This is a genomic window from Streptomyces sp. A0642, assembly GCF_004795105.1.
In the GTDB taxonomy this organism is placed as follows: domain Bacteria; phylum Actinomycetota; class Actinomycetes; order Streptomycetales; family Streptomycetaceae; genus Streptomyces.
In genome coordinates this window covers 17,023-31,630 of the sequence record NZ_SSBL01000004.1, presented here as the reverse complement: position 1 = coordinate 31,630, position 14,608 = coordinate 17,023, and the positions used below count along the sequence as shown (strand labels likewise).

Below are 14,608 nucleotides of genomic sequence, written 5' to 3'. Positions count from 1 at the left end.
GGCCGTTCGTGAAGTCTTGAAGCCTGACGCACTGACGCACTGACGCACTGAACCGCTGCCTGCTGCCTGCTGCCGCACCGTGCGGCGGCAGGCAGCGGCATGTTCCGCTGCCCGGCGAGCTCGCCGGGACGGCTCCGTGTGAGGATCGGGGAATGGGAGAGCCGGAGATCCGCCAGCGCCGCGACGACGACCTGAAGGCGTGCGCCGAGGCGCTGGCCACGGTGCACGAGGCGGACCGCTACCCGGCCCGGTGGCCGGCCGACCCGGGAGGCTGGCTGACGCCGGACAGCATGCTGGGCGCCTGGGTGGCGGTGGAGGGACCGGATGTCCTGGGCCATGCGGCGCTCACCCGTACGGACGAGGCGCTGGCGGTCGACGCAGGGCTTCCGGCCCGGGAACTGGCCTCCGTGGCCCGGCTGTTCGTGACGGCATCGGCTCGCCGGCGCGGTGTGGCCGGCGCCCTGCTCGCCGCGGTGACGAAGGCTGCGGCTTCCCGGGGGCTGCGGGCGGTCCTTGAGGTGGAGGACGGCGGCAGGGCCGCCATGGCCCTCTACGAACGGGCCGGGTGGTGCCGTGCCGGCAGCCGCCCGGGTGACTGGACGACCGCCGACGGCCGGACGGCCCTGCTGCACACCTACGTCGCCCCCGGCTCGGGGACGCGGTAGCGCCGACGGCCGGACGCCATGGCCGTACCCCTACGCCGCCCCCCCCGGCTCAGGGTCGCGATAGCGGCCGGCGGCCGGAGCCCTCTGCCGCACACCGGTGTCACCGCCGGCTCGGGGACGCGCGAGACGGCCGACGGCCCGGCTACGACGCACTCGCGTCGCACCGGGCCGTGGCCGTGACGGGGGAGCCGTGCGGTCAGCTCACGGCGCCCAGGGCGCCTCCACCGCCCAGGTGGTGTCCTCGGTGAACGTGGCCGGGTTGTCCCAGGCGTGCGTTCCGCCCGGCGTGGCCAGCCAGACCTCCGAGTCGATGTGGCGCATATAGCTGCCCGGAAGATTGGCGCTGGACAGCCTCACCCCTCCCGCACCGGCGACGGCGCACCAGGTGGCGTCGGCCCTGAAGAGCGCCGAGCCGTCGTTGGCGTCGCGCCGGACCCGGAAGTCCCGGTGACGGAGGTACTCACCGGGGTAGTTGCGGGACTCCAGCGAGTAGCAGTTGCTGTTGGCGAGCCCCGTGACGATCTTCCAGGTGGCGTCGTTCTTGAGCAGCGCGCCGCTCGCTCCGTCGACGACCGCGGTGAAGGCCAGCGCGTCCTGGTGGCGCAGGTACTTGTTCGTGTACCCCGGGGTCGTGACCCGGAGGGACTTGTACTGGCCGGTGGGCAGGGTCACCGGCGGAGCGGGGTTGCGGGAGGCGTTGATGAGGGCCTGGTTCGCGGCCCTCACCCGCGCCGTGTCCACCTTGACCACCTGGCGGTCGTAGGTGAGCAGGCCGTTCGCCTCGTTCTCGACGTCCGTGATCTCCGTGTAGACGGAGGCGGAGAGCCCCGCGGGCAGCTGGCCGACCCGGATGGCGTCGAGCAGTCCGACGAACCGGTTGTTCAGCGCAGAGAGGCTTGCCTGGTCCTCGTAGCTGAAGCCCCCTCCGGGGAACCACTCGTGGCCGGGCACCTTGTAGCCGAGGCCGCCGAACTCACCGAGCACGGCCGCCCTCGTGGCGGTCGGCGCGGTGTTGCCCGGCCCCACATAGACGTGGTTGTCGACCACGTCCCCGTTGCCACCGTCGACCGAGCCGCAGCAGTTCACTCCGCTCATGTTGTCGACCAGCCGGGACGGGTCGTAGGCCTTCACCTCGTTGGCGATCCGCGCCTGGTCGTACTGCCCCCAGCCCTCGTTCTGGTCGACCCACATCACCAGCGAGGGGGAGCTGCGGTGCTGATCGATGATCGCGTGGAACTCTGCCTCCCACTGGGTACGGGAGCCCGCCGCGGGGGTCTTACCGGTGTCCATGGCCGGCATGTCCTGCCAGACCAGGAGGCCCAGCTTGTCCGCCCAGTAGAACCAGCGCTGCGGTTCGACCTTGATGTGCTTGCGGACCATGTTGAATCCCAGGTCCTTGTGGGCCTGGAGGTCGGACTTCAGGGCGGCGTCGGTCGGTGCGGTGTAGATGCCGTCCGGCCAGTAGCCCTGGTCCAGGGTGCCGGTCTGGAAGACGAACTTCCCGTTCAGGACCGGGCGCAGGACGCCGTCGGCCTTCGCCACGGCGATCGACCGCATGCCCGCGTAACTCCCGGCCGAGTCGGTGACCGCGGACCCGTCGAGCAGCTCCGCCTTCACGTCGTACAGGAAGGGGTCCTCCGGAGTCCACAGATGCGCATTCGGCACCGGTACGGAGATCTCGGAACCCACGGTCCCGGTGGCGGTCCCCACCACGGTTCCGCCGCTGGAGACGGTGACCCGGGCACTGCGCCCGGTCGCGGATGCGCCCTGCACCTTCACGCGCAGCGTGCTGTCGCCGAGGTTCGGCGTCATGTCCAGGCGGGTGATGTGGGCGGTCGCGACGGGCTCCAGCCAGACGGTCTGCCAGATGCCGGAGGCCGCGGTGTAGAAGATGCCGCCGCCGCTGTGGGGCTGTACGTCATTGATGCGCTGCTTGCCGACGGCCTGGCCGCCGGTCTGCGTCGGGTCGTAGACGGAGACCACGACGGTGTTCGTCCCGCCGTTGAGCTGCGGGGTGATGTCGTAGGCGAACGAGTCGAAGCCGCCCTTGTGCGCCCCGACCTGGGCGCCGTTGACCCAGACCGTGGTCTGCCAGTCCGACGCGCCGAAGTTGAGCTCGACCCGGCGGCCGCTCCAGCCGGCCGGCACAGTGAAGGTGCGCTTGTACCAGAGCTTGTCGTTCTCGGTGATCTTCCGCTGGATGCCCGAGAGGGCGGACTCCGCGACGAACGGCACCCGGATCTGATCGGGGAACGACGCCGGCTGACCGGCGTCCCGGCCGGTCACCGCGAAGTCCCAGAGGCCGTTGAGGTTGGCCCAGTCCGGGCGGGTCAGCTGGGGGCGCGGGTATTCGGGCAGCGGTTTGTCGACGGGGACCTGGTTGGTCCACGGTGTGGTCATGGGGGCCGGCTTGGGCGCCCAGGACGCGGCGCCGGCCGGCGCGAAACCGACTCCCACCAGTGCCGAGGACGCCAGCGCCAGCAGTCCCGTCGTGGCGATCGCCCGTCTCCACCACGGCCTGCGGCCGGGTCCACGTAAACGGCTCATGTGATGCGTCTCCTTCGTCGGGTGCCAGCCCGGTCAGGGGAAACTCCCCGCGCCGGGCGGCGCGGGGAGCGGTGCGTGACGTGCGTGGAACGTCAGGGGGCAGACGAGGTGCCAGTGGAACGTCAGGGGTCAGACGAGGTGCCAGTGGAACGGCAGGGGGGTCAGACGAGTTGCCAGAGGTGGTCGTCGGTGCCGTTGTCGTCGTACTGGACGACGTGGGCGCTGTCGGCGGTCGACATGGTGTCGACGCCGAGGACCTTGCCGGAGTGCCGGTTGCGGATCCGGTACCAGCCGTCGGCGTCGGGGACGAGTTGCCAGAGGTGGTCGTCGGTGCCGTTGTCGTCGTACTGGACCACGTGGGCACTGTCGGCCGTGGACATGGTGTCGACGCCGAGGACCTTGCCGGAGTGCCGGTTGCGGATCCGGTACCAGCCGTCCCCCTCGGCGACGAGCCGCCAGTCGTGGTCGTCGGTGCCCGTGTCACCGAACTGGACGACGTGGGCACTGTTGGCCGTGGACATGGTGTCGACGCCGAGCACCTTGCCGGAGTGCCGGTTGCGGAACCGGTACCAGCGGTCGGCGAGCCATGGCTCCGCGCCGGGATCGGCTGTGGGGAAAGCGGTGATGCGCAGCCGCGCCGCGCCCATGGGGACGAGCGTGATCTCCTCCACCGGCTCGCTGCTCCCCGCCGGGCAGTCCTGGAGCGGGGCCACCACGTGCTCGCCGTCCGCCGTCCACTCCGGGATGCGGCGGGCCTGCGCGGTCATGGTCAGCGGGGTGCCGTCGAGCGTGAAGGGGTTGGCGTCCTCGACGTGGCGGACCGTGTGGTGGCGCAGCGAGGAGGCGGGCTTCCGGTCGTCCAGGACGAGTCCGTAGTTCCACGGGCTGGTGGCGTGCACCGCGTACTCAGGGAACTGATCGGTGCCGCCGATGCGCTGGTACTCCTCGCCGATCCGCAGGGAGTACGTGAGCGGGCCCCGGTCCACGCTCACGGCTCCGTGGTTGTGCTCCCAGGTGCGGACGGTGGTCCTCTGCGGGAAGTGGAGGGTCACCTTGTCGCCGTCCGCCCAGGTGCGGTCGAGGCGGGTGAAGGCCGGACCGGAGGGGGCGGTGACCGGATGACCGTTGACCGCGATCCGAGGGCTGTCGCACCAGGCGGGGACGCGCAGCACCAGCGGGAAGTCGAGGCGGCGGGGCGCACTCAGGGTGAGGGTGACCGTGTCCGTGAACGGGTAGCCGGTCTCCTCGGTGAAGGTGACCTCGGTGCCGTCCGCGACCTTCGCGGTGACCTCGCAGCTCGCGTACATCGCGGCGGCGAGACCTCCGTCCGGGGTGGCGAGCCACAGCTCCTCGACGAAGTAGGGCCAGCCCATACCGTAGTTGTGGGGGCAGCAGCGGTACTGGTCGACGCCCGGCAGGAACGCCTGCATCGCGAAGCCGTTCTGGAACTGCCGCTCCTTCTTGGGAGCGTTGTCCAGATCGACGCTGTTGGCGCTGGTGATGTAGTGGACCGCCCTGCCGGACGGGTCGAGCGAGGCGGGCAGCGAGTTGAACGCCAGCTCCTCGCAACGGTCGGCCCACAGCGGGTCGCCGGTGATCCGGGTGAGCAGCTGGTGGCTGGCCATGAACTCGACGATGCCGCACGTCTCGAAGCCCTGCCGGGGGTCGCCGTGTCCGGGGCGGGCGTTCTCGTCCCCGGCGAAGCCGCCGCCGGGGAACTGACCGTACTGCTCCATCGCCTTGCCGTAGGTCCCGTACGTGTTCCGGGTGTCCTCGGCCGAACCGCTGCGCAGCGCGTACTGGGCGGGCTCGCGGAAGCCCTGCGCGATGTTCACGTTGTGCGGGTCGACCAGGTTGTCGCCCCAGTCGGCGCCGTTCGCGTGGATCTTGTCGGCGAGGTCCAGCAGGAAGGCGTCGCCGGTGCGGTTGTAGAGCCAGAAGACGCTGTCCAGTCCGTCGCCCCAGCGCAGGGCGATCCAGCTGGTGTTGAACGCGCCGGGCCCCTGGGCGTTCATGTATCGGAAGAACCGGCTGAGGAAGGGGATGACCCGAATGTCGCCGGAGTACTCCTGCCAGGAGCGCAGGGCCTGTACCAGCGGCAGGAAGGGCCAGAAGTCCGGGCCGCCGTTCAGGGACGTACGCAGCGGCTTCGGGCCGAAGAAGCCGTCGGACTGCTGGGTGGCGAGGATCGCGTCGAACCAGCGGCGGACGGCGGCCAGGGCCTGGGCGTCACCGGTCACGATCGCGAGGTCGGCGTATCCGCGCAGCCAGTAGGGGACTTCCTCCCAGCCGCCCAGCTCCGGGCGGACCCAGCCGGTGGCGGTGAAGTCGAGGAAGTGCGAGAACTCCTCGTAGCGGCCGCACAGTCCGTCCAGCTGGAGCTTCAGCTGTCCGGCCAGCCAGCCGCGAGCGGTGACGTGGCCGGGCGGGAGTCTCAGGAACGCGGTCGGATGCAGCGGTGCGGCGTTGGGCGCGTAGTGGCCGCCGTGAGCCGGCTTCGCCCGGTGGTCGGCCGCGGTCGCGAGGGTGGCCCAGCGGCCGGACGCGGCCGAGGCGGCGACGGTGGCCAGTGCGCCGGCCATGAGTTGTCTGCGGTTCAGGGGCATGGAGGGCTCCTGCTCTCGGCCGGCCGTGCGGGGCTCCGGCTCGGAAACGGCACATGACACGGAGGGCTTGCCATGACGCCCGCCCGGAACGGATGCGGAGCACGCGCACGGCAGGGCACGCCGTCGCGACCGCCAGGATGCGCGACACCGTGCTTGCAACGTTGGAAAATTGGGTACCGGCGGTATGACAGCACGGCGCCGGGCGGCTGTCCAGGGGTGCGGCGGCAACCGGTACGGCGGGAGCCGCCCGTCGGCGCAGGGCGGCTCCGAGCGCGTTCCGGAAACATCGACCGCACTCTTGCCGCCCGTGTCGGGGCGGCTGTATAACGTTGTAAATCGAGCCGCCGAGAGGCCGCGCACACCCTCACGACCGCAGCTCCTCCAGCCGGCGGGCCCGTGAGGAATGCGGCGACATCAGCCACCGAGCGGCAGCCGATGCCTCGTCCAGCCATGCCCGACCGCACGCCCATCGGCGTGCCGTCAATCCGCCAAGGAGCTCCCGCGCATGATGATCCAGCGTCGAACCCGTACCCTCGCCGTGGCCTGTCTCCTCGCCGCCACCGCCACGCTGGCCGCCTCCGGCTGCTCCAAGTCGGAGACCCCGGACACCGCGACCAGCGACAGCAGCCAGGGCGCGCAGGCGGCCAAGTCCCCCGAGTCCTCCTCCGGTTCGGGCTGCTCGCTGCAGACCTACGGGGCGCCGAAGCTGGATCTGAAGGACGCCGTGGTCGGCTTCTCCCAGTCGGAGAAGGAGGCCAACCCCTTCCGGATCGCCGAGACCCAGTCCATCAAGGACGAGGCCGAGAAGGCGGGCGTCAAGAAGCTCCTCACCACCAACGCGCAGTCGCAGCTCTCCAAGCAGATCAGCGATATCCAGGACATGCTGTCCCAGGGCGCCCAGTTCCTCATCGTCGCCCCGCTGAACTCCGACGGCCTGGAGCCGGCTCTGAAGGCCGCCGCCGCCAAGAAGGTCCCGGTCCTCACCATCGACCGCAAGGTCAACGCCACCGCCTGCGAGGACTATGTGGCTTTCCTGGGCTCCGACTTCGTGGAGCAGGGCAAGCGTGCGGCGGACGCGATGATCAAGACGACCGGCGGCAAGGGCAAGGTCGCCATCCTCCTCGGCGCCTCGGGGAACAACGTCACCACCGACCGCACCAAGGGGTTCGTCGACCAGCTCAAGGCCGAGGCCCCGGGCCTGGAGATCGTCGCCCAGCAGACCGGTGAGTTCGCCCGTGACAAGGGCCAGCAGGTCATGGAGCAGCTCATCCAGTCCAAGCCCGACATCACCGCCGTCTACGCGGAGAACGACGAGATGGGCCTCGGCGCCGTCACCGCGCTGAAGGCCGCCGGGAAGAAGCCCGGCAAGGACGTCAAGATCGTGTCCATCGACGGCACCCGCAACGCCGTGCAGGCCCTGGTCAACGGCGAGTACAACGCCGTCATCGAGTCCAACCCGCGCTTCGGCCCGCTGGCCTTCGCGACCGCCCAGAAGTTCTACGGCGGCGAGGAGATTCCCGAGAACGTCATCATCACCGACCGCGCCTACGACGAGTCCAACGCCAAGGCGTCGCTCGGCGGCGCGTTCTGACAGCCCGAGTTCCGACAGCCCGGTCGCCGTGGCCCTCCCAGAAGGTCACGGCGGCTTCCGGGCCCGCACCCCTGGAAGAGCGGAAGGCCAAGAACAGCCATGGCACCACCTGAAGCAGTACCGCAGCCGGCCCTCGCGGAGGAGGCATCCGCACCGGCCGCGGCCGTCCTGGAAGCCCGCTCGGTGAGCAAACGCTTCCCGGGCGTCCTCGCCCTCGACGGCGTCTCCTTCTCCCTGCGCGCCGGGGAGACCCACGCACTCGTCGGGGAGAACGGGGCCGGGAAGTCCACCCTGATCAAGGTGCTGACCGGCGTCTACCGGCCCGACGAGGGTGAACTGCGGCTAGCCGGTCAACCGATCGCGTTCGCCCGGCCGTTCGAGGCGCAGCAGGCGGGCATCTCCACGATCTACCAGGAGGTGAACCTCGTCCCGCTGATGAGCGTGGCGCGCAACATCTTCCTCGGCCGTGAACCCAAGAACCGCCTCGGTCTGATCGACTTCGCCCGGATGCACCGCGAGACGACCGGACTGCTCGACGGCTTCGGCGTACGCGTCGACCCGAAGCGGCCCCTGCACACCCTGGGCATCGGCACCCAGCAGATGGTCGCGCTGGCCCGGGCCGTCTCGGTCAACGCCCAGGTCGTCATCATGGACGAACCCACGTCCTCGCTGGAGCCGCGCGAGGTCGAGACCCTCTTCCGGGTCATCGGGGACCTGCGCGCACGCGGGATCGCCGTGCTCTACGTCAGCCACCGCATGGACGAGCTGTACCGGATCTGCGACCGCGTCACCGTGCTCCGCGACGGCCGGCACATCCACACCGGGGACCTCGCCGGCCTCGACCGCATGCAACTCGTCTCGATGATGCTCGGCCGCGACCTGGCCGAGGTGCGCCGCGACGGCGTCACCCATTTCGGTTCCGAGGGCCATGACGCCTCTCGCACCCCCGTGCTCACCGCGACCGGCCTCTCCCGCGACCACCAGCTCCACGACATATCCCTGTCGTTGTACGCGGGTGAGGTGCTGGGCCTCGGCGGCCTCCTCGGCTCCGGCCGCAGCGAGACCGCGAAGGCCCTGGCCGGCGCGCTCGCCCTGGACTCCGGAGAGCTGAGCATCGGCGGACGCACCCTGCGCCGCCTCACCTCCGCCGGCGCCGTCCGGGCCGGCATCAGCCTGCTGCCCGAGGACCGCAAGGCCGAAGGCATCGTCCCCGGCCTCTCCGTCCGCGAGAACATCGTGCTGGCCGCGATGCCCCGCCTCTCCCGCGCCGGCATCGTCTCCCGTGCCAGGCAGGACCGCATCGTCGACATCTTCATGAAGCGGCTGCGGATCAAGGCCGCGAGCCCCGAACAGAAGGTGGGTGAGCTCTCCGGCGGAAACCAGCAGAAGGTCCTGCTGGCCCGCTGGCTCTGCCTGGAGCCGAAGGTCCTGCTGCTCGACGAACCCACCCGCGGCATCGACGTCGGTGCCAAGGCCGAGGTCCAGAGCCTCATCGACGACCTCGCCCGCGAGGGCCTCGCCGTCCTGCTCATCTCCTCCGACATCGAGGAACTCATCGAGGGCGCCGACCGCATCGTCGTCCTGCGGGGCGGCGCGGTCGCGGGCGAACTGTCGGGCGACGAGGTGGCCGAGAGCCATCTGCTCGAAGTGCTCGCCGACCACGCACCGGCGCCCGCGGGCCACACCCCTGCCGCCGAGGAGGACCCCCGATGACCCAGGCCGCCCTCTCCACCCCCGCAGCCCGGCCACTGGCCCGGCTCCGTGACCCCGCCTGGTACCAGGAGTACGGCGTCTACCTCGCCGTCGCCGTCGTGCTCCTCTTCAACGCCCTGTTCACCGAGCACTTCATGACCGCGGACAACCTCCGCACCCAGCTCGTCCAGGTCGCCCCCATCGTCATCGTCGCCCTCGGCATGGCGCTCGTGATCGGCACCGAGGGCGTCGACCTCTCCGTCGGCTCCACCATGGCGCTGGCCACCGCCCTCCTGCCGCTGTACCTCGGGTACGGGCTGGTGCCCGCCCTCGCCCTGGCGCTGCTGGCCGGTGCCGTGGTCGGAGCGGTGAACGGCTCACTGGTCTCGCTCGTCGGACTCCAGCCCATCGTCGCCACCCTCGCCCTGTTCGTCGGGGGCCGGGGTCTGGCCCTGGTCCTGGCGGACGGTCAGCTCAAGCAGATCGTCAACCCGGACCTGCTCTCGCTCGGCACCGGTTCCTTCCTCGGGATCCCCCTGGTCGTGCTCATCGCCGCGGTCCTCGCGGTCGCCGTCGCCTTCCTCGTCCAGCGCACCACCTTCGGCCGCCAGGTCGTCGCCATCGGCGGCAACCGGCCGGCGGCCGCCCTCGCGGGGCTGCCCGTGCGCCGCGTCCTCATCGGCGTGTACGTGCTCTGCGGGGTCCTGGCCGCCCTGGCCGGCATCCTCGCCACGGCCAGGCTCACCGCCAGCGACCCCTCCTCGCTCGGCACCCTCATGGAACTCTCCGCCATCACGGCGGTCGTGGTCGGGGGCACCCCGCTCAACGGAGGCTCCATCCGGGTCCTCGGCACGGTCGCCGGCGCCCTGCTGATGCAGCTGCTGCGCGCCACCCTCGTCAAGCACGACCTGCCCGACTCCACCGCACAGATCGCCCAGGCGGCCATCATCATCGCCGCCGTCTACGTCGCCCGGGAGCGTCGGTCCCGATGAATCACACCTCACCTGCCCCCGTGGCCCAGGTTCCGCGCACGACACCCCCGGCGGCCGGCGGCCGCACGGCCCGCCCCGCGGGCGGGCAGCGCATCGCCGAACTCCTCCAGCGCCAGGGCGTCCTCGCCGTCCTGCTCACGGTCGTGACCGTCGCGTCCTTCATCTACCCGACGTTCGCCACCCTGGACAACGCCCGCGGCGTGACCGTCCAGGCGTCGTTCCTCGCCGTCGTCGCCCTCGGCATGACCATGGTCATCATCACCGGCGGCATCGACCTGTCCGTCGGATCCGTCTTCGCCCTCGGCGGGGTGCTCGCCGCCTGGGCCTCCCAGTGGGGCTTCCTCGCCGCCCTGTCCGTCCCCCTCGTGGTCTGCGCGGCGATCGGGCTGCTCAACGGCCTTCTGGTGGCCCGCGCCGGGATGGCGCCCTTCATCGTCACCCTCGCCACCCTGCTGGGGGCGCGCGGCCTGCTCCTCGCGTTCACCGACGAGGGCGCCACCACCTATCTGGTCCCCAAGGACTCCGCCTTCGCCGACCTCGGACAGGGCAGCGTCCAGGGCTTCGGCTACCCGGTCCTGATCGCCCTGGCGCTGTTCGGCATCGGCGGCCTGCTCCTCCAGCGCACCTCGTTCGGACAGACGCTCTTCGCGGTCGGCGGCAGCAGCGACGCGGCCACGCTGATGGGCCTGCCCGTCGCCCGAACCAAGATCCTCGTCTACCTGCTCAGCGGACTGCTGGCCGGACTCGCCGGCGCGCTCAACGCCGCCAGGCTCTCCTCCGGCGTCACCATCGTCGGCGTGGGCATGGAGCTCGACGCGATCTCCGCCGTCGTCATCGGCGGCACCCTCCTCATCGGCGGCGCCGGATCGATCAGCGGCACCCTCTGGGGCGTCCTGCTGCTCCAGGTCATCCAGAACCTGATCAACCAGATAGGCGGGCTGAACTCCTCCTACCAGTCGGTCGTCAGCGGAGGGTTCCTTATTGTTGTCGTCGTGGCCCAGCGCTATCTGTCGCGCAGCCGCAGAAGTACCTGAACCGGTGCCGGGGCCGCCGCCCCGGCACACCGTTCGCAGCCGAACCGGCGGAGCCGGGCCACCGCGCGCCAGCGCGACAAGTCGATCCAGGGAGTGTCGTGGGCGTCAGCCTCAAGGACGTTGCGCAACGGGCGGGCGTGTCCATCAAGACCGTGTCGAACGTGGTGAACAACTATCAGCACGTCACACCGAAGATGCGCGCCAAGGTCCAGCAGGCCATCGACGAGCTCGGCTACCGGCCGAACCTCACCGCCCGCCATCTGCGTAAAGGCCGCACCGGCATCATCGCCCTCGCCGTCCCCGAGTTCGGCAACCCGTACTTCGCGGAGCTGGCCGGCGAGGTCGTCGACGCGGCGGCCCGGCACGACTACACCGTGCTGGTCGACCACACCGGCGGCCTCCGGGAGAAGGAACTCCTGGTCAGCCAGGGATTCCGGTCCCATGTGATCGACGGACTCATCCTCAGCCCGATCCATCTGGAGACCGAGGACCTGATGGCGCGCACCGAGACCGCGCCCCTCGTGCTGCTCGGCGAGCGCGAGTACGAGGCCCCGTACGACCACATCGCCATCGACAACGTGGCCGCGTCCCGCGAGGCCGTGCGCCACCTCGTCGACCACGGGCACCGCCGGATCGCCTTCCTCGGCTCGCGCACCGGACGCGAACGCCAGCCGGCCCATCTGCGGCTGCGCGGCTGGCGCGAGGAGCTCGCCGCCGCGGGCATCGAGGCCGACGAGTCGCTCGTCGTGGTCACCGACGGCTACGGCCGCGAGGACGGAGCCGCCGGCATGGCCGCCCTCCTGGACCGCGGCGAACGCCCCGACGCCGTGTTCGCGTACAACGACCTCATCGCCATCGGGGCGATGCGCACCCTCTCCGAACGGGGGCTGCGCATCCCCGAGGACGTGGCAGTCGTCGGGTTCGACGACATCGAGGAGAGCCTGTACGGGGCCACCACGCTCACCACGGTCGCCCCCGACAAGGAGGCGATCGCCCGGCTCGCCGTCGACAGCCTCGTCGAACGCCTCTCGGGCGACGCGGTGACCGAACCCCGGCGGCCCCGGCCGGGCTACCGTCTCGTCGTCCGGGAATCGACCGTGCCGCGGCCCCCCGCGTAGGCCGGGGCCCGCCATCCCGTCCGCAGGATCACCCGTCCTGGCCCGCCGTCCCCGCCCCGCCGGGCCGTCCGTTCCTCCCAAGGATCCCTGATGCCTCGCCCCACCGTGACCCGCACACCGTTCGGCGCCCACGCCCGTACGGACGTCGACGTCTGGACCCTCGACTCCGGCACCGGAGTCCGGGCCGAGATCCTCACCTACGGCGGCATCCTGCACCGCCTCACCGTGCCGGACACCGGGGGAGCTCCCGCGTCGGTCGTACGGTCGCTCGCCTCCCTCGACGACTACACGGGCGAGAACCCGTTCTTCGGCGCCCTCATCGGCCGCTTCGCCAACCGCATCGCGCACGGCCGCTTCCTCCTCGACGGAGCGTCGTACCGGATCCCGGCCACCGACCGGGGCCACGCCCTGCACGGCGGCCCCGAGGGCTTCCACACCCGCCTCTGGCATGCCGCGGGCGAGGCCACCGACACGGCAGCGACGCTCCGGCTCACCCTGCACAGCCCCGACGGCGACATGGGCTTCCCCGGCGCGCTGGACGTCGCCGTGACGTACACCCTCGACAGCGCGGGCACCCTGGCCCTCGACTACACCGCCACCACGGACCGCCCCACCGTCGTCAACCTCACCAACCACGCCTACTTCGACCTCACCGCGCAGGGCGACGTCCTCGGCCACACGCTCCAGGTGGATGCCGGCGGCTATCTGCCGGTCGATGACGAGGGCATCCCGGAAGGCCCGGTCGCGGCTGTGGGCGGCACCCCGTTCGACCTCACCGCTCCGCGCCGCATCGGGGAGTGCCTCGCGCTCCCGGACGAACAACTGCGCCGCGCCGGCGGCTTCGACCACTGCTGGGTCCTCGACGCGCCCGCGGCACCGGGCGGCCTGCGCCGGGCCGCCCGGCTCGCCGCGCCCGGCGGCGAGCGGATCATGGAGGTGTGGACCACCGAACCGGGCATCCAGGTCTACACGGCCAACCAGCTGGACGGCACCCTGGCCGCCCCCGACGGCGGGCGGCACGCACGGCACGGCGCGGTCTGCCTCGAGACCCAGCACCTGCCCGACTCGCCCAACCGCCCCGGCCACCCCGGCACCGTCCTGCGCCCGGACGACGTCTTCTCCAGCCGCACGGAGCTGAGGTTCCCGCACCTCGCGACGGCAACGGACCGACGGGCGGACGGGTAGGGGAATGCGGGAATGAAGCCGGTTGTTCCGACGTCCATGACCTTCTTCGTCGACGTGACCGTACGGGGCTACGAGCTCGATACGCAGGGCCATCTCAACCAGGCCGTCTACCTCCAGTACGCCGAGCACGCGCGCTGGGAACTGCTGCGGGCCGCCGGTCTGCCCCAGGAGAAGCTGCTGGCCGACGGGGTGGGCCCCGTGGCGCTGGAAGTCACGGTCAAGTACCGCAAGGAGCTGCGGGGCGGCGAACGGGTGCGGGTGTCCTGCCGGTTCGACTACGGGGAGGGCAAGACGTTCACCGTCGCCCAGCAGATCCTCAAGGAGGACGGCACGGTGGCGGCCGAGATCACGGGCGTGGCCGGCGTCCTCGACCTGACGACGCGCAGGCTGGTCACGGATCCGGCCGGCCGGCTCGCCGCTCTCGCCAAGGACCCCCAGCTTCTGAGCGGCTGACCGGGCGTCAGCGGATCTTCCGGCCCGCCGCCAGGGAGGCCACCGCCTTCCGGAGGCGGGCCGCCCTCACGTCCGGGGTCGTGGCCGTCATGAGGCGCAGGAGCACCAGATAGCGGTCCGACCTGCCGAGCCCTTCGAAGAAGAGCCGCGCCGGCTCGTTCGCCTCCAGGGCGGCGATGAGATCGGCCGGGACGGTGGCCCTGCCCTGCGAGGGGTACGCGGCCTCCCACCGTCCGTCCGCCTGCGCCAGGGCGACCTCGGCGAGACCCGCCGGGCGCATCCGCCCCGCGCCGGTGAGCGCCCCGGCCTTCTCCACGTTGATCAGCGACCACGGGCTGCGGCGCCGGCGGGGCGTGATCCGCTGGAGGTAGTACACGTCGTCGAGGGACTTGCGCTGCCCGTCGATCCAGCCGAAGCAGAGCACGGAGTCGACCACTTCGGCCGCACTCACCGACCGCACGCCCGAGTTGCGCTTGGCGATCTTCAGCCAGATCCCGGTTCGTTCGGCGTGGTGCTCCTCCAGCCAGGCTTCGAGCTCGGCGGGCCCCGCGAAGGTACGTGCGTTCTCGGGGGTGTCCTGGGGGTCCGGCATCCGACTGCGCCTCCTCGGGGGGCCGGGCCGGTGCCCGGCGGCTTCACCACGCTAGCCACCCTTCAGGCCGGATCCTGTCCTATTGCCCGCCAACTACGACAGGTCTCGTATCATGGGAGGCCCCGGACGAGCG

11 protein-coding genes are annotated in these 14,608 nt (G+C 71.2%); 8 read left to right on the top strand and 3 right to left on the bottom strand.

What is annotated here, in order from left to right; genetic code table 11:
* Window positions 1–152: 152 nt before the first annotated feature.
* Window positions 153–665 carry a GNAT family N-acetyltransferase gene (locus E6R60_RS09740; protein ID WP_240802482.1) on the top strand — a complete coding sequence of 171 codons (513 nt, stop codon included), beginning with the start codon at window positions 153–155 and terminating at the stop codon, window positions 663–665.
* Window positions 666–866: 201 nt separating this feature from the next.
* Here the strand turns inward: E6R60_RS09740 and E6R60_RS09735 are convergent, their stop codons facing one another.
* A complete protein-coding gene (locus E6R60_RS09735) occupies window positions 867–3,212 on the bottom strand; it encodes an AbfB domain-containing protein (protein ID WP_136326070.1) in 2,346 nt (781 codons plus the stop codon).
* 161 nt (window positions 3,213–3,373) lie between these two features.
* Entirely contained in the window at window positions 3,374–5,818 is a 2,445-nt protein-coding gene (locus E6R60_RS09730; RefSeq protein WP_136326069.1) for an RICIN domain-containing protein, read from the bottom strand.
* Between the two features lie 505 nt (window positions 5,819–6,323).
* On the opposite strand from E6R60_RS09730, the gene E6R60_RS09725 reads away from it, so the two are divergent.
* From E6R60_RS09725 to E6R60_RS09695, 7 genes are all read left to right on the top strand, one after another.
* Window positions 6,324–7,409 (top strand): ABC transporter substrate-binding protein, encoded by a 1,086-nt coding sequence (locus E6R60_RS09725; RefSeq protein ID WP_136326068.1) that lies wholly within the window; start codon window positions 6,324–6,326, stop codon window positions 7,407–7,409.
* A gap of 99 nt (window positions 7,410–7,508) precedes the next feature.
* Window positions 7,509–9,122, top strand: a complete 1,614-nt coding sequence (locus E6R60_RS09720; RefSeq protein ID WP_136326067.1) for a sugar ABC transporter ATP-binding protein — start codon at window positions 7,509–7,511, stop codon at window positions 9,120–9,122.
* On the top strand, window positions 9,119–10,093 hold the full coding sequence (locus E6R60_RS09715; protein WP_136326066.1) for an ABC transporter permease: 975 nt from the start codon (window positions 9,119–9,121) through the stop codon (window positions 10,091–10,093). Before E6R60_RS09720 ends, E6R60_RS09715 begins: the two co-directional genes overlap by 4 nt.
* Window positions 10,090–11,127, top strand: coding sequence for an ABC transporter permease (locus E6R60_RS09710; RefSeq protein WP_136326065.1), 1,038 nt, complete (start codon window positions 10,090–10,092; stop codon window positions 11,125–11,127). The genes E6R60_RS09715 and E6R60_RS09710 overlap by 4 nt, the downstream gene beginning before the upstream one ends.
* A gap of 98 nt (window positions 11,128–11,225) precedes the next feature.
* Window positions 11,226–12,245, top strand: a complete 1,020-nt coding sequence (locus E6R60_RS09705; protein WP_136326064.1) for a LacI family DNA-binding transcriptional regulator — start codon at window positions 11,226–11,228, stop codon at window positions 12,243–12,245.
* A 90-nt stretch (window positions 12,246–12,335) separates the two neighbouring features.
* Complete coding sequence (locus E6R60_RS09700; protein ID WP_136326063.1) at window positions 12,336–13,430, top strand: aldose epimerase family protein; 1,095 nt, start codon at window positions 12,336–12,338, stop codon at window positions 13,428–13,430.
* A gap of 36 nt (window positions 13,431–13,466) precedes the next feature.
* On the top strand, window positions 13,467–13,883 hold the full coding sequence (locus tag E6R60_RS09695; protein ID WP_136326383.1) for an acyl-CoA thioesterase: 417 nt from the start codon (window positions 13,467–13,469) through the stop codon (window positions 13,881–13,883).
* A 7-nt stretch (window positions 13,884–13,890) separates the two neighbouring features.
* Here the strand turns inward: E6R60_RS09695 and E6R60_RS09690 are convergent, their stop codons facing one another.
* A complete protein-coding gene (locus E6R60_RS09690; protein WP_136326062.1) occupies window positions 13,891–14,475 on the bottom strand; it encodes a YdeI/OmpD-associated family protein in 585 nt (194 codons plus the stop codon).
* Window positions 14,476–14,608: the final 133 nt, after the last annotated feature.